The sequence below is a fragment of the Shewanella sp. KJ2020 genome, assembly GCF_024197625.1.
In the GTDB taxonomy this organism is placed as follows: Bacteria; Pseudomonadota; Gammaproteobacteria; order Enterobacterales; family Shewanellaceae; genus Shewanella.
Genome location: NZ_JAKUKD010000015.1, coordinates 194,408 through 211,420 on the forward strand (window position 1 = coordinate 194,408; position 17,013 = coordinate 211,420).

18 protein-coding genes are annotated in these 17,013 nt (G+C 46.9%); 10 read left to right on the plus strand and 8 right to left on the minus strand.

The annotated features are described in order from the left end of the window. Window positions 1-7 precede the first annotated feature (7 nt). The 4 genes from MJO46_RS09885 to MJO46_RS09900 form a co-directional block, all read right to left on the minus strand. Window positions 8-1,429 (minus strand): TolC family protein, encoded by a 1,422-nt coding sequence (locus tag MJO46_RS09885; RefSeq protein ID WP_253989157.1) that lies wholly within the window; start codon window positions 1,427-1,429, stop codon window positions 8-10. A 240-nt stretch (window positions 1,430-1,669) separates the two neighbouring features. Continuing rightward, complete coding sequence (locus tag MJO46_RS09890; RefSeq protein WP_253989290.1) at window positions 1,670-2,137, minus strand: hypothetical protein; 468 nt, start codon at window positions 2,135-2,137, stop codon at window positions 1,670-1,672. A gap of 171 nt (window positions 2,138-2,308) precedes the next feature. Continuing rightward, window positions 2,309-2,515 (minus strand): DUF3012 domain-containing protein, encoded by a 207-nt coding sequence (locus MJO46_RS09895; RefSeq protein WP_253989158.1) that lies wholly within the window; start codon window positions 2,513-2,515, stop codon window positions 2,309-2,311. 37 nt (window positions 2,516-2,552) lie between these two features. Beyond that, complete coding sequence (locus MJO46_RS09900) at window positions 2,553-2,918, minus strand: STAS/SEC14 domain-containing protein (protein ID WP_198782202.1); 366 nt, start codon at window positions 2,916-2,918, stop codon at window positions 2,553-2,555. A 139-nt stretch (window positions 2,919-3,057) separates the two neighbouring features. On the opposite strand from MJO46_RS09900, the gene arfB reads away from it, so the two are divergent. The 4 genes from arfB to MJO46_RS09920 all read left to right on the plus strand — a co-directional run bounded on the left by arfB (window position 3,058) and on the right by MJO46_RS09920 (window position 5,010). Continuing rightward, window positions 3,058-3,489 (plus strand): alternative ribosome rescue aminoacyl-tRNA hydrolase ArfB, encoded by a 432-nt coding sequence (gene arfB / locus MJO46_RS09905; protein ID WP_253989159.1) that lies wholly within the window; start codon window positions 3,058-3,060, stop codon window positions 3,487-3,489. A 184-nt stretch (window positions 3,490-3,673) separates the two neighbouring features. Further along, the gene (gene aroQ, locus MJO46_RS09910) at window positions 3,674-4,114 is read left to right on the plus strand and encodes a type II 3-dehydroquinate dehydratase (RefSeq protein WP_253989160.1); all 441 of its coding nucleotides are present in this window, start codon (window positions 3,674-3,676) and stop codon (window positions 4,112-4,114) included. A 17-nt stretch (window positions 4,115-4,131) separates the two neighbouring features. After that, complete coding sequence (locus MJO46_RS09915) at window positions 4,132-4,236, plus strand: hypothetical protein (protein WP_253989161.1); 105 nt, start codon at window positions 4,132-4,134, stop codon at window positions 4,234-4,236. A gap of 96 nt (window positions 4,237-4,332) precedes the next feature. Continuing rightward, window positions 4,333-5,010 carry an SDR family NAD(P)-dependent oxidoreductase gene (locus MJO46_RS09920; protein ID WP_253989162.1) on the plus strand — a complete coding sequence of 226 codons (678 nt, stop codon included), beginning with the start codon at window positions 4,333-4,335 and terminating at the stop codon, window positions 5,008-5,010. Window positions 5,011-5,107: 97 nt separating this feature from the next. On the opposite strand, the gene MJO46_RS09925 is transcribed toward MJO46_RS09920, so the two are convergent. Next, window positions 5,108-5,764 (minus strand): hypothetical protein, encoded by a 657-nt coding sequence (locus MJO46_RS09925; protein WP_253989163.1) that lies wholly within the window; start codon window positions 5,762-5,764, stop codon window positions 5,108-5,110. 159 nt (window positions 5,765-5,923) lie between these two features. On the opposite strand from MJO46_RS09925, the gene ubiD reads away from it, so the two are divergent. The 5 genes from ubiD to MJO46_RS09950 all read left to right on the plus strand — a co-directional run bounded on the left by ubiD (window position 5,924) and on the right by MJO46_RS09950 (window position 12,513). Continuing rightward, the gene (gene ubiD / locus MJO46_RS09930) at window positions 5,924-7,405 is read left to right on the plus strand and encodes a 4-hydroxy-3-polyprenylbenzoate decarboxylase (protein ID WP_253989164.1); all 1,482 of its coding nucleotides are present in this window, start codon (window positions 5,924-5,926) and stop codon (window positions 7,403-7,405) included. A 114-nt stretch (window positions 7,406-7,519) separates the two neighbouring features. After that, window positions 7,520-8,218 carry an NAD(P)H-flavin reductase gene (gene fre, locus MJO46_RS09935; RefSeq protein ID WP_253989165.1) on the plus strand — a complete coding sequence of 233 codons (699 nt, stop codon included), beginning with the start codon at window positions 7,520-7,522 and terminating at the stop codon, window positions 8,216-8,218. Between the two features lie 398 nt (window positions 8,219-8,616). Next, window positions 8,617-9,024 (plus strand): hypothetical protein, encoded by a 408-nt coding sequence (locus tag MJO46_RS09940; RefSeq protein ID WP_253989166.1) that lies wholly within the window; start codon window positions 8,617-8,619, stop codon window positions 9,022-9,024. Window positions 9,025-9,716: 692 nt separating this feature from the next. Beyond that, window positions 9,717-9,962, plus strand: coding sequence for a hypothetical protein (locus tag MJO46_RS09945; protein ID WP_253989167.1), 246 nt, complete (start codon window positions 9,717-9,719; stop codon window positions 9,960-9,962). Between the two features lie 403 nt (window positions 9,963-10,365). Beyond that, window positions 10,366-12,513 (plus strand): TonB-dependent siderophore receptor, encoded by a 2,148-nt coding sequence (locus tag MJO46_RS09950; protein ID WP_253989168.1) that lies wholly within the window; start codon window positions 10,366-10,368, stop codon window positions 12,511-12,513. A gap of 42 nt (window positions 12,514-12,555) precedes the next feature. Here the strand turns inward: MJO46_RS09950 and MJO46_RS09955 are convergent, their stop codons facing one another. From MJO46_RS09955 to MJO46_RS09965, 3 genes are all read right to left on the minus strand, one after another. Continuing rightward, a complete protein-coding gene (locus MJO46_RS09955) occupies window positions 12,556-13,347 on the minus strand; it encodes a class I SAM-dependent methyltransferase (protein WP_253989169.1) in 792 nt (263 codons plus the stop codon). 138 nt (window positions 13,348-13,485) lie between these two features. Beyond that, the gene (locus MJO46_RS09960) at window positions 13,486-14,262 is read right to left on the minus strand and encodes an EAL domain-containing protein (protein ID WP_253989170.1); all 777 of its coding nucleotides are present in this window, start codon (window positions 14,260-14,262) and stop codon (window positions 13,486-13,488) included. Window positions 14,263-14,465: 203 nt separating this feature from the next. Beyond that, window positions 14,466-15,179 carry an oxidative stress defense protein gene (locus tag MJO46_RS09965; protein ID WP_253989171.1) on the minus strand — a complete coding sequence of 238 codons (714 nt, stop codon included), beginning with the start codon at window positions 15,177-15,179 and terminating at the stop codon, window positions 14,466-14,468. 358 nt (window positions 15,180-15,537) lie between these two features. Between MJO46_RS09965 and rimO the strand changes: the two genes are divergently transcribed. Next, complete coding sequence (gene rimO, locus MJO46_RS09970; protein WP_253989172.1) at window positions 15,538-16,956, plus strand: 30S ribosomal protein S12 methylthiotransferase RimO; 1,419 nt, start codon at window positions 15,538-15,540, stop codon at window positions 16,954-16,956. Window positions 16,957-17,013: the final 57 nt, after the last annotated feature.

The following is a 17,013-nucleotide window of genomic DNA, read 5'->3' on the forward strand; positions in this document are numbered from 1 at the left end:
GATTTCCTCATTCATTGGCAGTGCCTGCGGCGGCATTTGGTGTTATCGAAGGCGCGGCATTAGCCTGTTTGAACGCGCTTGGGGATGAGACTATCTGCTCGACAAAGGGCATAAGCTGGCCGCTTTCCCCCATCCAAGTTAACCAAGTCTGATAGATTGCGGTTTCAAGGTTTAAGCCGACCAAATAGCTGGCGGCTAACTGACGCCGACTCTGCAAGTAGTCGCTGGTACTGATATCACCCGCCTGCCATTGCTGGCTTAGGGATTTAGCGGCCTTAGCACCTGAGATTTGCACTAATTCACGCCAATCTTGATAACGGGCGAGTAAGCGCGGCAGCGCATGCTCGACTTGTTTCCGCTTGGCAGTTAGCACTCGCTCACGGGCGAGGTACTGTTGTTCTGCGATAGCGGTATCTTTTTCGGCGATTGCCTGTAACTCGCTGTAATTATTGCGAACCTGTAGTGGAACTGACACACCTATGCCCAGTTTATTGTCTGTCCCCTCCTTCTCGGCGGCGATGCTGATGGTCGGATCCGCCGCCGTATCTGCCTTAACCTGCATGGCATTCGCCCTCGCAAGCAACACTTGTTGGTAGGCAAACGTCAGCGCGGGTAATCTTGGCTCAGTCCCAGAGGCCTTGCTGAACTGTGTGAATGCCCCTTCAATGCTCCCGATAAACTCACTAAAGGCAAACTGATCATTGCCCAGTAGTTCAATCACTTTTCCATCAGCCACTAATGCGGCCTGTTCGGCCAAGGCATAATCGGCCGAATTGCTGGCGAGTTCGAGCTGCATGAGTTGCAGCTCCACATCGGACAAATCCCCCGCCGCCAATCGCTGCTCGGCAATATTGAGCTGTGCCTTGGTGAACCTCAGCTGTTGATCGGCAAAGGTCAGTGCCTTGCTTGCCTGTGCTTGCTCGGCGAGGGCTAACAATCGCTCGGCAAACATTTGACCGCGCTCTAAGCCTATGTCAGCCAATAACATTTGCGCTTCAAGCTGGGCACGACGAGTCGCAACGCCCCGCTTATTGCCCCAATCTAAGGTTTGACTCAGCCCTACACTGTAGGAGTCAGTGTCGGCATTTTGATAATTCAGCCCAAGTTCGGGGTTATAGACGGCGCGATCGGCCGCCTGAATAGCAAGCTCGGCCTGCTGCTGGCGGACTAACTGCGCCTGCACTTCTGGCAAGCGGTTAAATTGTTCCACTAACTCAGGCAACCATTTGCCAAAGGAAACGCTGGCTAAATCGGCGTCCTTGGCTCGTAAATCCGCTGAGTCAGCCTCGATAACTTTTGTTTCAGCCTCAATAATATTGGCTTCAAGGAGGGGGTCAGCGGCTACGGCGACTGAAAGTGGCAGAGCGGATAGCAGTACACCGCCGCTCAACAAACCTAATAGGGTGCGGGCGATAATCGTTTTCTTCATCGCAAATCCTAACTATATCGAATAGGGATCGGCCACGGCCCCCAGTGAAAGCGGGGCAAATTGGCGCCGATCGGATCATCCCCTTAAAAAATAATCACGGCTCAAACCCATAGCATTTTGCATGCTAGTCCTAGGTGATAAGTCGCATCTTTTTGGGGATAAGCTTAAAAACTGTAAACTAAACGGCTTACCGTGCGGCGCTGTGTAATGGACTGGCCGTGGATAAGCAGGATCACAGGATTAAGCGATGGGAGGGCGATATTTAGGGAAATTCTCAGGGGGGAAATAGCTTAAATCATGGGCCATATAAAGACTTTCAACCATAGGCATAGGCTGGCTGACTAATTGCGTCAGTAGCGCCACATGGCCACCATGACATTGGCAGTCGAGGCACAGGTCAAAATCTTGGATTTCAGTGGTTTTCACTAAATGCGAGTGAAATCCGCTAGTCTGGTTGGTTTGCAGCGCCTCAACTGGAGTCAAGAACTGCGCTAAATACTCGGTAAAACCTGCAACGCTCAATCCCAACGTTTGCTCATTTGGGCACACACAATCGAGGCATTGGCTCAAAGTAGTTACTTGGGCACTAAATTGCAGATGGGGGTGATTCTCGGATTCTTCGACGCTATTACCCGCATGTAACTGATGCGCACCCAAATTGGCGCCCGCAAATTGCAGCACTATGATGGCTATCAGGAACATCGCCATTCTGATAAAGAAAGGCTTAACGGTAGAAATCAAATATCACCTATAACGGATAACGGATAACGGATAACGGATAACGGAATTTCTGACCCACAGTTTAAACATAAGTTCACAGCCCGCAAGCAAAAGCCGCCAAGCTGTGATCTATGACCACTCAACTTACTTAAACGCGACTTACTTAAACACGCAGTGCTTAGCGTAATCGGCGGCTTCGTTTGCCGTCCAATCGCCAGAAGGCTTTTCTTTCATCTGCTTACACCAAGCATCGCTACCCACTTCCGGGGCGCAGGCACTCAGTCCTGCGGTAAAAGCGAGTACCAAAGCAATGGCACTGACTTTGGCAAAGGCGGGTTTAGCAGTAAAAGATTTCAACAATGGCATAATTAATTCCTTATAAAAATTAAACCCTTCTTGGGTATTAGATAGTCGAACGCTTAGTGATCCAGGCAATCGCTTTGGCTTTTTGTTCGAGGGGAAACCAAGCCACTTCACCCTGCATAAAAGGCCCGAGTAAACGCACCGCATTGCCCACCCAATCTGGGCCGCCAACAAAGACCAAGGCTTCAAAATTAGGCAATTGGACTTCACCACTGCCCGTAAGCGATTCAAACTCCCAGCCTTCGAGTAACACGTCCGCCTCAATATACAGGCAAACTTGGCCCCAATCTTTACGGTAACTCTTAATCGCTGGCTGTAGACGAGTCCGATAATCGGTTGAGGATAATCGACCACTGGCGAAAAGACTGATAACACCCTTAGCAATATCGGGGATTTGGCATAACATAGAGGCACTCCGAATCGAGAACACTAGACTTTTGCAGGCAAGGCCTAACCTACGCCGTGGCAAAGAATGCGCCCGATGATAACAAATCTATTGAAAAGCCATAAGTCATTATTGATAGCTTCTCAATCCATGCTGAAAAATGCCTAAGTGTGCCATGATAAAAATTTCAAACCGTGTGGAGCTTCAGGAAAATGAGATCGAGTGGCAATTTATCCGCTCCAGTGGTGCGGGCGGCCAGCATATCAATAAAGTCTCTACCGCGGCGCAGCTTATTTTCGATATCAGAAGTTCCTCACTCCCTGAGTTTTACCAAGAGCGCTTGCTCAACAAGGCCGATCACCGCATCACTAAAAGCGGCAAAATCATCATTAAGTGTCAAGCGAGTCGCAGCCAAGATGCCAACCGTCAGAGCGCGTTGGAACAGTTTATTGAATTAGTTGCCAGTGTCGGTGAAGTGCAGAAAAAACGTATTCCCACCCGCGCCACTAAGGGCAGCCAAACGCGGCGGCTCGATTCAAAAAAACAGCGGGGGGCGACTAAAGCCATGCGCCAACAGAAGAGCCATGACTAGCCGAGCACAGTGAGGCCCCTTGTTTTGGGTTCACACAGGTTGACCATAGTGCTGGATTTCAACGACATAATCGGCTTGCGGCTAATGCAAAATCCATTTGAACAGGTTAAGTTAATGGCCTAGTACAAAGCTAAATCAATTCAGCCCAGCTTTAATCCCAAGGCATGTCGTAAAGGAAAGCGCAATGAGTCACAAAATTTTGCTCCTCAATGGCCCCAATCTCAACCTATTAGGCCGACGTGAGCCTAGCGTTTATGGCCATCAAACCTTGGCCGATATAGTGGCCGTGCTCAACGAGCAGGCACAGGAGGCAGGGGTAACACTGACGCACCTGCAATCGAACGCCGAATTTGAACTGATCAACGCGATCCACGCCACCGATGCCCAAATGATCATTATCAATCCGGCGGCTTTTACCCATACCAGCGTAGCCCTGCGTGATGCCCTGCTTGGGGTCGATATACCCTTCTTTGAAGTGCATTTATCCAATGTGCACGCCCGCGAACCCTTCCGTCATCATTCCTATTTATCCGATAAAGCCATTGGGGTCATTTGTGGCTTTGGGGCACAGGGCTATGAATTTGCGCTGGCGGCGGCCATAAAACGCCTTAAGCAAACCCCATAGAAGCTGAGCGGGATGGTGTGATTTGTGCCATTTGGGTAAAAGACGGTGATGAAATCGCATTCGATCAACCGCTCTTTATCATCGACTCACTGCCCAGCAGCGAGACCCAAATCCCAACTTAGGCATTAAATCTATGGATTAAGCTTAGGCATTAAACTTAAGTATTAAACTTGGACCCTAAACCTAGGAATAAACAGAGAAAGACTCACGAGGTCAATATGATACTCATTACTGGCGCAAGCAGTGGATTAGGCGCCGCATTAGCCGCACGCTATGCCAAAGAAAATACCCCACTGACACTCACGGGCCGGGATAGCAAACGCCTACAAACAGTGGCCAATGCCTTAAGCCCCTTTTCAAGCCAAGGTATAACCGCGATCACCGCCGATTTAGCCCGCGAGCAGAGCATTGCAGCCCTGTTCGATGGCCTAACACAAGCCCCTAAAACCGTGATCCACTGCGCAGGCAGCGGTTACTTTGGTGCGATCGAAACCCAAAGGGCGAGCGATATCCAAAGCCTGCTAGAGAACAATGTCACCTCGACAATCCTGTTAGTGCGCGAGTTAGTGCAACGCTATAAAGAGCGCGCGGTGACTGTGGTGATTGTGATGTCCACCGCCGCACTTGCCGCCAAAGCAGGAGAATCCACCTACTGCGCGGCCAAATGGGCGGTGAGAGGCTTTGTTGAATCGGTGCGTTTAGAGCTAAAAAATAGCCCAATGAAGTTAATTGCCGTGTATCCCGGCGGCATGGACACCGGTTTTTGGCCCAGTAGCGGTAAGGCTTTGGATACCTCAAGCTTTATGTCCGCCGATGAAGCCGCTGACATGCTAAAACAAGCTCTTATCGCCACAGAGCATGGCTATATCGCCGATATCACCATACAAAGGGGCTGAATATAGAATCTGACGAGCGCCTTATAATTAAAATCTGACCAATAAATTGGAGCCCACTATGGGGCTCCAATTTTTCAAAAATTTACACTATGTGTTCCTATTTAACGAGCTGCTCTTGATAGGTTTGGCTGTTCCAATCGTAGGCATAAAGCACACCCTGCCACTCATATAGAGTACGACCATCCTGCTGCACGATTCTGGCATTACTCGGTAAACTCGACACACTGCGAGCCCGCTGAACCTTAGGTGCAAGTGCCCCCATCGCATTCACTGTTTGGCCGTTTGCGCCGCTAGGCATACTCGACACCATACGGCCTTCATTCGGAGCATACTGCATACTGGTTGTCACCCGTACAGGGGCTGAAACGGCAACGGATTCCTCTTCATAGTCCATTGGAATAGATAGGCCGATGCTAGAGTAAGGTGAGTTCCAATAACCACGGGAACCCCAGCCATAGCCAAGATTCCACCCCGAATACCACCTGCTACCCCAAGGATAATACGGGCGATAGTAAGGACGATAATAAGGGCGATAGCCGTTATAACTATGGGTATTGTTATAGTGGTTGTTGTACTGATCCGCACTATTATGTTCTGAGTCGCCACGCTGACTGGCAAAGGTTGCCGTTGGAGCCCCTAACACAAATATCCCCAGAGCCAAGGATAAAACTAAGCCCTTTAGCTGCCACCTATGGGTAACATATGGCTCACTTGGGGTGCACTTTTGTTGGGCAAACAGCTGGGAGATATGCATATAAACCTCGAGATACAGGGCGTAAGCGAGATAAACCGCGGCCTACTGCTGCTCATTTTACGCTTCAAAAGCTTGAAGATCACTGAATAGGTTAACCCTAAAACAGAAAAATGCTATAGTGCGCGCCACATGGATTTTCACTGCAGAGGCTATTTCCACATGAGTTTTAAGGATTTACGCAGCTTTATTGATCACTTAGAAGCCAATGGCGAACTCAAACGCATTAGCTACCCAGTTGATCCTCATTTAGAAATGACAGAGATCGCCGATCGCGTCCTACGCGCCAAAGGCCCTGCACTCTTGTTTGAAAATCCTAAAAATCACCATATGCCCGTGTTGGCAAACCTGTTCGGCACGCCCAAGCGCGTGGCCATGGCGCTCGGTAAAGACGACCCATTAGCCCTGCGCGAAGTGGGTGAACTGTTAGCCTTTTTAAAAGAACCCGAACCACCTCGGGGCTTTAAAGACGCGATCGCTAAGATCCCTATGTTCAAGCAAGCCTTGAATATGCCGCCAAAGACAGTGCGTAACCCGCCTTGCCAACAAATCATCAAAACCGGCGATGAGGTCGATTTAACCCAATTGCCGATTCAGCATTGCTGGCCGGGCGATGTCGCGCCACTGGTGACCTGGGGCTTAACCATCACCAAGGGGCCGCGTAAGAGTCGTCAAAATTTAGGCATTTATCGCCAACAATTACTGGGTAAAAACAAGCTGATTATGCGCTGGTTATCCCACCGTGGCGGCGCGTTAGATTTTGCTGATTTTAAACAACAATTTCCCGGTGAGCGTTACCCTGTTGTGGTCTCACTCGGCGCCGATCCTGTGACCATTTTAGGTGCCGTCACCCCAGTCCCCGATTCCATGAGCGAATACGCTTTTGCCGGTTTACTGCGCGGTGAACGCACCGAAGTCTGTAAAGCATTAAGCTGTGACTTAGAAGTCCCCGCCACCAGTGAAATCATCCTCGAAGGTTATATCGACCCAGAGGAACTGGCGGAAGAAGGCCCCTACGGCGATCACACGGGTTACTACAACGAAACCGATAAGTTTCCAGTATTTACCGTTACCCACATCACTCAGCGTAAAGATGCCATCTACCACAGTACTTACACTGGCCGTCCACCGGATGAGCCCGCAATGCTGGGTGTCGCATTAAACGAAGTGTTCGTGCCGATTTTACGTAAGCAATACCCTGAGATCGTTGATTTTTATCTGCCACCTGAGGGTTGTTCATACCGCATGGCGGTGATCTCCATTCGCAAACAATATCCTGGGCACGCCAAACGGGTGATGATGGGCGCGTGGTCTTTCCTACGCCAATTTATGTATACCAAGTTTATTGTTATCGTCGATGAAGATGTGAACTGCCGCGATTGGCAGGATGTGATCTGGGCGATCACCACCCGCATGGACCCTAAACGCGATACCGTGATGATCGAAAACACCCCGATCGACTACCTCGATTTTGCCTCTCCCGTCGCGGGCTTAGGCTCAAAAATGGGACTCGATGCCACCAATAAGTGGGAAGGTGAAACCAACCGCGAATGGGGCACGCCCATCGTGATGGATCCAAAGGTTAAACAAAAGATCGACTCAATTTGGGATGAGTTAGGCATAGACGACAGCCCAACCCTATAATTCAGCTTAAGCACATACTCAAGTACCCACTTAAGCCAAGAGAATAGGCCAATAATCGGCCGCTAAAGCGACACCTAAATACATAACGTTGATAAAAGGTGCAAAGGAAGTTTGATGAAAACCATACGCTGTAAGATAGAGAAAGTTAGCCCATTTAACGACGCCGTTTATCAAGTGTTGTTAAAGCCAGAAACCGCCTTCGATTTTCAAGCGGGACAATACTTATGTGTTGTTATGGGTGAAAAAGATAAACGCCCCTTCTCTATCGCGTCAGCGCCCAATGCCGAGTTTATTGAGTTGCACATTGGCGCCGCCGTCAGCGAAAGCTACCCAATGCAAGTGGTCGAGCGTTTAAAAACCAGCAGCCATATAGATATCGAAGCCCCAGGCGGCGAAGCCCACCTGCGCCACGAAAGCCTACGCCCTCGCCTGTTAATCGCTGGCGGCACTGGTTTTTCTTACATTAAGAGTATCGTCGAGCACCAAATCGCCCTCGGTCAACAGGTTGAAACCACCCTCTATTGGGGTTGTCGCACTCAAGATGCCATGTATTTTGAGACCATAGCCAGACAGTGGCACGACGCTTACCCTTGGTTACACTTTGTCCCCGTTGTCGAAGAAGCCCCCGCCAACTGGCAGGGTAAAACTGCCAATCTATTAGCCCAAATCAAACAGGATTTTGTCAGCTTAAATGGCTACGACATCTATATCGCCGGCCGTTTCGATATGGTGGGTGCCGCTCGGGAAATCTTCCGCGAGATTGGTGTAGAGGAAGCGCATCTCTACGGTGATGCGTTCGCGTTTATCAAATAACGCATTGATTTGTTAGTATTTGTCAGTCTATACTGTTAGCCGTCAGTCTAATACAGCCAGCCACTCATTCAGCGTCATTCCCGCAATGCTGTTAAGCGGGAATCCAGCTTTGATCTGACTGGCTGTTGCTTAATCATTTAACAGCAACTAGATGATTAACCTAACCAACTGATTTAGCGTCAATTAAACCATTAAGCACCGCCATTCCAGTGACACGCCGTAAACTCGTCCATGTTTAGTGGCCAAACAGATACCAACATTTCATTTACAAAGACAACAGATAGTGAAAAACTACTTCGTCTGTGGTCTACGGCTTTTATGATTTGAGATGTGGCCACTCGCCTTTTCAAGATAGGACTTGAAAACAGTTTAATGTTACTTATACATGGAAGAATAAAATGAAGAGAATTAGCTTTATCCTATTAACCCTTAGTCTATTTGGCTGCCAAGCTACAGCTCCCGAGATAGTACCTGAGTTCACTTCAGAAGTTATAGAAGTTAAACCAGATGAGTTAAATCAGTATTGGATTCATAGTGGCAATATAAAAATATTGAAAAAACGTCCTACATGGTTACCCCAAGGCAAAGGAGAGTGGACCGTTATGACTGTTATTGACTCAAATGGCCAAGAAGTTGAAAGGACTTTAATTAGTTCAACACCTGAAGGTTTTATGACACAAGCCAAAATTGACTCAATGCCAAAACAAAGTTTTAAACCATCACCTTCAAATAAAAATAGAGTACCAGTAAAATTCTACGGCACAGCTAAAATCGCGCCCAAAGATGAGCTACTAAAAAATAATTAAGCTTTTTAAAATTAACTGGCTATTATTTAAATAATAATAGCCAGTTATATCAACATACTTTAATACATAATTAGAAATTTATAATTAAAAAATACTATATTATCGCTCTGTTATTTCTAGCTGGTTGTAAATCTACACCATATGCTATCGTTGATGGTAGCCAAAGTTTAGCTTCTGATACTAATAACTATGATGTTGAAATAGTTGCGATTGATGGCTCTTTCGAGTCTAACATTCGCCAGAAAAATATCAAACCTGGGTATCATTCGGTGCATGTAATAACAACAGGCCCGAGTAGAGGTAAAGGCTCAGAATCAAAGGTCTATCCTTTGATCGCACAGGAATGCATGCGATATGAAATTTCAGCACAACATAGAACGAGCATATCAAGCGATTGGGAAATTAGAGTATTAAATTAACGCCCCATTCCATCTTGTACTCCAAGTGAAGTTAAGCATGAAGATAAAGCCATAGTTCCTGAATATGCAAGCCCAAAAAGTACCATCTCTTGCCTAAATGCTGACGCGATATCAAATGAAATGACTCCAGTGATCTTATATCATTCACTAAAGTCATGTGTTGATAAACAACTATATGACTTAGCAATATATAACTACTTTTCTGCCAGCGCATATGCTTATTTCGATACATTAAGAACCAGTGACAAGACAGCCCATGGAATAGTTAATATTGTGATGAAAGATTCTATTTGGACATTAAGTGCTTTGGAACAGCAAAATTTTGAGCAACACTTAGCTCAGTTTATCAATTCAGAGAATAAATCAAAAGCTTGCTCTTACCTTATCGATAAGGGAATGCCTAACTATCAACCAGACTATATGATTAAACATGAAAAACATAAACAAAGAATAAATACTGAACATAATGAAAAATTATGGAAATCAACTTTGATAAATTATTTAAAATGCGATGTATAAATTAAAAATTCCCAGTCTTAAGAGAGATTGACAGTTTTTAGGCCAGCTCCAGTAGCTGGCCTTTTCTATTATAAAAAGATGGTGAAAAGATGGGACATGCAGCTCTCTTGTTCAATAAATCGCAGACAACGCCAAAGCTACAGAAGTTCACCTCCCCTCGGGGTGGCCGCAGGCCGAGATAGTGTAAGTCGAATCAGGGTGAAGCCCCACGATCTTGACTTTAACAATTCAAAAATTGAACTAATTTAAGAGTTTAACAAGCCCCATAATTAAAAGAATCTTCTGCATCTCTGTACAATATTTAACAAATGTAAATGATAACAGATATCATTAACACTAAAGTGCTATTGCGCTATATTGTGCCCACTTTTGCATTTCATTCTTTACACAATTGGGCCTATTGATGAACACACCACGCTTATCCCTACTCTATTCAGCCATGTTGCTGGCACTCGGTACTTCGGGCCTGAGCTATGCTGATGACACCACCAGTAAAAAAACCACTGATAATATTGAAAAAGTAGAAGTGAAAGGCAGCTATATCGCGGGTTACAATGCCAGCACGGCCAGCGGTGCCTCTCGCCTCGATTTAGCGATAAGCGATATTCCTCAATCGGTGTCGGTGATCACCAATGCTCAAATGAGTGACTTCCAACTCACTAACATTAATGCCGCCCTCGACTCGGCAACGGGTGTGAATGTTGAGCGCATTGAAACCGACCGAACCTATTACACCGCCCGTGGTTTCGACATTACCAACTTCCAAGTGGATGGCATTGGTTTGCCCTTAAGTTCGGGCAGTAATCATGCCGATGAAGATACCGCGATTTATGATCGTATCGAAGTGATCCGTGGTGCTAACGGCTTGATGACGGGCGTAGGTAATCCTTCGGCAACGATTAACTTTATCCGTAAACGCCCAACGGCCGACACTCAACTGAATATCAATGGCAGTTATGGCAGCTTTAATAACGCCCGCCTCGAACTCGACGGCTCCACCAAGCTGAGTGAGAATATTGCCGCTCGCGCCGTGGCGGTAAAGCAAACGCAAGACTCGTACCTTGACCGTTATGAGCAAGACAAGACCGTGCTCTATGCCTTTATTGAAGCCAATTTATCCGATAGCACCAGCTTTTCCATCAGCCACAGCTATATCAATAACGACGCCAGCGGCGGCCTGTGGGGTGCATTGCCGCTGTATTTTACCGATGGCAGCGCCACCAACTATGATCGCTCCACCAGCACATCGGCCAATTGGTCGGCTTGGGTAGTTGAGAAAAACAATACCGTGGTTGAATTGAGCCATTTATTTAATGATGACTGGCACTTACGGGCGACTTATTCCCATAAATCCGCCGATGAAGACACCGAACTCTTTTACGTTTATGGCACGCCAGATAAGGAAACAGGCCTTGGCTTAACGGGTTACGGCAGTGCCTATGATGCGAAAGAAACCACAGATCTTGCTGATATCTATGTAAAAGGTGATTTTAGTCTCTTTGGCCGTGATCATCAGTTGGTGTTTGGTGCTAACTATTCCACCGCCGATAAGCAAGAACACTCCCTCTACGATTACACCACGGGTAATGGTTTCCCGAAAATGCCCGATCTCAACACTTGGGATGGCAATACCCCGTATCCCACCTTTGCCGATAGCCCATCGGGCAGCGATACTGACTCGACCCAAAAAGCCGCCTACTTTACCGGACGCTTTAACCTGTTTGAGGATATGCACCTTATCGCCGGTGGCCGTTTTAACCGTTGGGATGCCGAAGGTGAATCCTATGGTAAGTCCCGCGATGCCGAGGCCGATGACTTTATTCCCTACATAGGGGCCGTTTACCGCTTTATACCCGAACTGGTCGCCTATGCCAGCTATACCGAAACCTTCTTGGCGCAAACTGAAGTCGATATTAATGAGCAGCCACTGGATCCAGTAACAGGTGAAAGCAAAGAAATCGGCCTTAAAAGTGAGTTATTTGAGGGCAAGTTAATTGCCAGCTTAGCTTATTTCCAAATCGATCAGGTGAACCTCGCGAAGTTAGATCCTGCCACCATTAACTTACCGCCTAACCAGCAAAAATACATTGCGGCTGACGGTATCAGCAGCGATGGCTATGAAATTGATATTGCAGGCGAAATCTATGATGGCTTACAAGTGAGTGTTGGATTTACTGACTTCGATATTAAGGGTGATGAGTTAGTCGCTAACTATACTCCAAGCAAGTTATTCAAGCTCGCCGCCACCTACGATATTGCCCAACTAGAGGGCTTAAGCTTGGGGGTCAATATGCGCTGGCAGGATGATATATCCCGCGAACAAGGCACGGTTGGCGCAGGCTTTGCCAATGCGGGCGACACTATTATCAGCCGCCAAGACGCTTATGCTATTGTCGACCTGATGGCGCGCTACGCCTTTAGCGAAAACATCAGTCTCACCTTCAATGCCAATAACGTGACCGATGAGAAATACATCAACAGTCTGTACTGGGCGCAAGGGTTTTACGGCGCTCCGGCCAATTACAGCGCAACCTTAAGCTGGAAACTCTAATACGCACTATAAAAATGGGCTGCGCATCAGCGCAGCCCAAGGTTAAATCTTTACACAGACGAATAGTGCATTGCCGGAGGCTAAATCCCACGGGACGATTCGTTCATAGTCATGTTCAAAAACATGCACATCAAAATAGGGGGCTAATAATGCCTGTAGTTCAGTAAAGCTTGTGGCAACCATCGCATGTTGGTCTTGCCATAACTCAGTTTGGCGCAGACTTTCCTCGCTATACAGCTCGAAATCAGTGAGCCGACTGAAGGGCTGATTACTCTTCTCAATACTCAGATTTAACGACTGTTTATCCCCCTGCCCACTGTAGTGCCAGCCAGATTCGAAGGCGAAGTGATGCCCATCAAACTCGGCAAAATGCTTAATCGAGGCGGTGTTATCGATCCTGTGTTTATCGACCGTATTAAAGCAAAACAATCCACCCTCATTAAGGGCGCGGTGCACACTGGCAATACAACTTTTTAGACGCTCTATGCCCGCACTGTAATGGATGGAATATAAAAAACAAGTAATCAAATCAACGGGCTGCTCTACATAAAAGGCCGTCATATCCTGCAATGCAAACTGAGCCTCAGGGCAGCGGCGCATGGCCATATCGAGCATAGGCTGATTGATATCTAAGCCACTACACTGATAGCCAAGATCAATAAAATGCCGCACATGGGGGCCAGTACCGCAGGCTAAATCGAGGTGTTGTTTGCCATTATTACCCAAAAATTGATGCAACCTATGAATGCTCGCACTCTGTTGTTGATAGTTGATATCGGAGCACATTAAATCGTAATAACCGGAGAGATCGGTATAGAGCGCGTTGGAAGACATAGTAGCGAATAGGTAACGGGCAATTAAGGGTGGCGCATGATATCTCAGTTAGCCAATATCAGAAACAAAGAATTATTCATCGAGTCTCAGCACTTGTTACCACTCTAATCATGCAACGATATCAATCCACCTAACCATTTACTTTGGCGCGTGAAAACTTAGCTCCTCATAGGTACTTAAATGTTCGAGCCTAGGTTTATCAAAGTAATAACCCTGAAAATACTCAATCCCTATTCCAGCGAGATAATTGAGTTCAGCTTCAGTCTCAATGCCTTCGGCCAAGACTCGAGTATTAAATTCTCGACAAATTCGCAGTATTTCATCCACGGCTAGCTGTTTTTCTTTATCTAAATCGATATCACGGATCAAGGTCATATCGAGTTTTAACACTTGAGGGCGCAGGGCTTCAAGCCAACTTAAGTCGGCAAAGCCACTGCCAAAATCATCGATAGCCGTGATAAAGCCACGTTTGGCATAGCTCTCGAAGATGCGCATTAATTTTGCTCTATCTACAATCTGCTCACCTTCGGTCATTTCAAACATGATGTTATGAATATCAAAGCCATAGAGATCTGCAGCTTCAATCGTAGCGCGGATGCAGGTTTCGGGGTTATATACGGCATTAGGTAAAAAGTTGATGCTGAGCATCTTATCGAGCCCCAGCTTTGAGGCGGTTTCTATCGCTTTAACTCGGCAAGCCTGATCAAAATAGTATTTATTATTTTCATTAATCCGCTCAAACACCCATGCAGCCCCTTCTCCATTTGGACCTCTAACAAGGGCTTCATAACCACTAATCTCACGGCTAGGCCAGTGGATAATAGGTTGAAATGCCATTCGAATTTCAAATCCTAATGACTGACCACTTAAACAATCCATACAAGTTTGCTGCTTTATTCGAGCGGGAAAATCCATAAACGGCCTCCTAAAAAGTATCCTTTCTAGTGTGAGGATAAATACTTAAATTTGCCAGTTTTTACTGTTCATCATCCTAATAAAATCCATCACATATAGAGTGAAGAATGCTATTTCCAAAAATATAAAACGATTGTAAACGGCATAAAAAATGGATGAATCCCAATAGGAGCTTCATCCATCACCATATGCCTCTGACTGATTTACTTCAGTTTATAAATCACTTCGACTCTATCTTCGATGCTTACTTGGCCGTATTGATAGCTCTCGGCGGCGCCCATAGCATCGGCTTTGGCGCTCATACGTAACATGACAGGTTGCACAGGGCGTTGATCGTAATAACGGATCTGCCAGATCTTACCGAGGTTTTCCCCAAACCCCTGGGCCAAAGATTCGGCTTTTTGCTTGGCATCCGCTATCGCAGCTTGGCGGGCCTTGGCGATATATTCAGCTTCTTTGCTCGATTTAAGGGCGATATTGTTTACCCGATTCATCCCTTCTTCTAGGGCTGAATCTAAAATTGCATTCAAGCGGCTTAAGTCTGTTACCGTCACGGTAATTTGGCGACTAGCGGTATAACCCGTCAGCTCAGGTGCCTTATCCTGCACATAAGTGTATTGCGGCTGAAGATTTAAATTCGCGCTCTGGATCTGGTCTTTAGCCACACCCGCTGTCGTTAAGCGGGCGATAAACTTAGCTACGGCGGCATCGGAATTATCCTTGGCGGCTTTAGCGGTTTTTTCGGTCACGGCCACTTCTACATTCACATCCGCCATATCGGGTTCGACTTGAATTTGGCTTACCCCCATAGTTTCGATATGCGGGAAATCGACCTCGGCGGCGAGCGCTTGGGGCGCCATAAACGCACTCGAAAAAAGACCACCCGCCACCAATACCGCTAAAAGAGAATTTTTCATCACTGACTCCAAAAATGTAATCTAAATACCATTGACGACTTAAGCTATCACCTTAAGAGACAAATACCTGTGTCAATATGTAACCCTGCTAGCACCTAGCATGATGACTCTACAAACGGGCGAAAATTTAAAAGGGGTTAATTTTTCTGAAAAATATTTAGCTCTTTTTATCCCTCTGGGTTCGATAGTGGATCTCTAGCGGATATGTCTATATCCACACCCAAAATAGGCCTTAGGGTTAACTGGCATATTCAGCGCCCCAGTTGTACACTTTTCAGCCAAAGCTACTGTACCTTTTAATCACTTCAGGTATAATCCGCCAACTTTTTTAAGGCAGCTTATACCCCAGCGAGTAACCATGACAGTTGAAACTTTTAAACCCAAGCAAACGACCACGCTTGATATCCCAGTCAAAACATTAGAAGCAGCAAGCACTAATGCTGTTACTACTGGGAATCGCATCGGTTTCGTGTCTTTGGGCTGCCCCAAAAACCTCGTGGATTCAGAGCGTATTCTGACTCAGTTACGCATCGACGGCTACGAAGTGACTAACAGCTACGACAATGCCGACTTAGTTATCGTCAACACCTGCGGCTTTATCGATGCCGCAGTGGAAGAATCTCTGGATGCTGTACGTGAAGCCTTAGAAGAAAACGGCAAAGTGATCGTCACTGGCTGTCTTGGCGCCAAAGAAAACCAAATCCGTGAAGTGCATCCAGATGTATTAGAAATCACTGGCCCGCACAGCTATGAAGCGGTGTTAAAGCACGTTCACAAATATGTGCCAAAACCAGAGCACAACCCTTTTACCTCGTTAATCCCACAAACTGGGGTTAAGTTAACGCCTAAGCATTACGCTTATTTAAAGATTTCAGAAGGTTGCGACAACCGTTGTACTTTCTGCATTATTCCTTCGCTACGTGGCGACCTCGACAGCCGCCCAGCGGGCAGCGTCTTAGATGAAGCTAAGCGTTTAGTGGAATCAGGCGTACAAGAAATTCTAGTCGTGAGCCAAGACACCTCGGCCTACGGCAAAGACAAAGGCGGTCGTACCGATTTTTGGAACGGTATGCCAGTCAAACAAGACATTACTAGCCTAGCGCGCCAACTGGGTAAAATGGGCGCTTGGGTGCGTCTGCATTACATCTACCCATACCCATGGGTTGACGATTTGATCCCGCTGATGGCGGAAGGTTTGATCCTGCCGTATTTAGATATTCCAATGCAGCATGCAAGCCCACGCATCCTCAAGATGATGAAGCGTCCAGGCCGTGTTGACCGTCAGTTAGAAGCGATTCAACGCTGGCGTGAAATCTGCCCCGATCTAGTGATCCGCTCGACCTTTATCGTCGGCTTCCCAGGGGAAACCGAAGAAGACTTCGAAATGCTGCTCGATTTCTTAAAAGAAGCTCGCCTCGATCGCGTAGGTTGCTTTAAGTATTCTGAAGTGGATGGTGCTGTCGCCAACACTATCGCCGAGCTTATCAGCGAAGAAGTGAAAGAAGACAGATACCACAGATTTATGGAAGTCCAAGCCGAGATCAGCGCCGAGCGTTTAGCCCGTTTCGTTGGCCGAACCTTAGATATTCTGATTGACGATGTAGACGAAGAAGGCGCCATTGGCCGCAGCTTCGCCGATGCACCTGAAATCGACGGCATGGTGTTTATCAATGGTGAAACTGAGTTGGAACCTGGTATGTTGGTTCGTGCCCGCATCACCCATTCAGATGAACACGATCTATGGGCCGAAGTGGTCGACGCTGACACCCAAGACTAAGCATTAAGCGAGATTCTAGGCTCTAGGGCCTAGACTCTCGCAGCTGCGCTGTTTGCA

Coding starts and splice junctions, on each gene's coding strand:
- MJO46_RS09885 (WP_253989157.1), bottom strand. CDS start 1,429: ATGAAGAAAACGATTATCGCCCGCACCCTATTAGGTTTGTTGAGCGGC.
- MJO46_RS09890 (WP_253989290.1), bottom strand. CDS start 2,137: ATGGCGATGTTCCTGATAGCCATCATAGTGCTGCAATTTGCGGGCGCC.
- MJO46_RS09895 (WP_253989158.1), bottom strand. CDS start 2,515: ATGCCATTGTTGAAATCTTTTACTGCTAAACCCGCCTTTGCCAAAGTC.
- MJO46_RS09900 (WP_198782202.1), bottom strand. CDS start 2,918: ATGTTATGCCAAATCCCCGATATTGCTAAGGGTGTTATCAGTCTTTTC.
- arfB (WP_253989159.1), top strand. CDS start 3,058: ATGCCTAAGTGTGCCATGATAAAAATTTCAAACCGTGTGGAGCTTCAG.
- aroQ (WP_253989160.1), top strand. CDS start 3,674: ATGAGTCACAAAATTTTGCTCCTCAATGGCCCCAATCTCAACCTATTA.
- MJO46_RS09920 (WP_253989162.1), top strand. CDS start 4,333: ATGATACTCATTACTGGCGCAAGCAGTGGATTAGGCGCCGCATTAGCC.
- MJO46_RS09925 (WP_253989163.1), bottom strand. CDS start 5,764: ATGCATATCTCCCAGCTGTTTGCCCAACAAAAGTGCACCCCAAGTGAG.
- ubiD (WP_253989164.1), top strand. CDS start 5,924: ATGAGTTTTAAGGATTTACGCAGCTTTATTGATCACTTAGAAGCCAAT.
- fre (WP_253989165.1), top strand. CDS start 7,520: ATGAAAACCATACGCTGTAAGATAGAGAAAGTTAGCCCATTTAACGAC.
- MJO46_RS09940 (WP_253989166.1), top strand. CDS start 8,617: ATGAAGAGAATTAGCTTTATCCTATTAACCCTTAGTCTATTTGGCTGC.
- MJO46_RS09950 (WP_253989168.1), top strand. CDS start 10,366: ATGAACACACCACGCTTATCCCTACTCTATTCAGCCATGTTGCTGGCA.
- MJO46_RS09955 (WP_253989169.1), bottom strand. CDS start 13,347: ATGTCTTCCAACGCGCTCTATACCGATCTCTCCGGTTATTACGATTTA.
- MJO46_RS09960 (WP_253989170.1), bottom strand. CDS start 14,262: ATGGATTTTCCCGCTCGAATAAAGCAGCAAACTTGTATGGATTGTTTA.
- MJO46_RS09965 (WP_253989171.1), bottom strand. CDS start 15,179: ATGAAAAATTCTCTTTTAGCGGTATTGGTGGCGGGTGGTCTTTTTTCG.
- rimO (WP_253989172.1), top strand. CDS start 15,538: ATGACAGTTGAAACTTTTAAACCCAAGCAAACGACCACGCTTGATATC.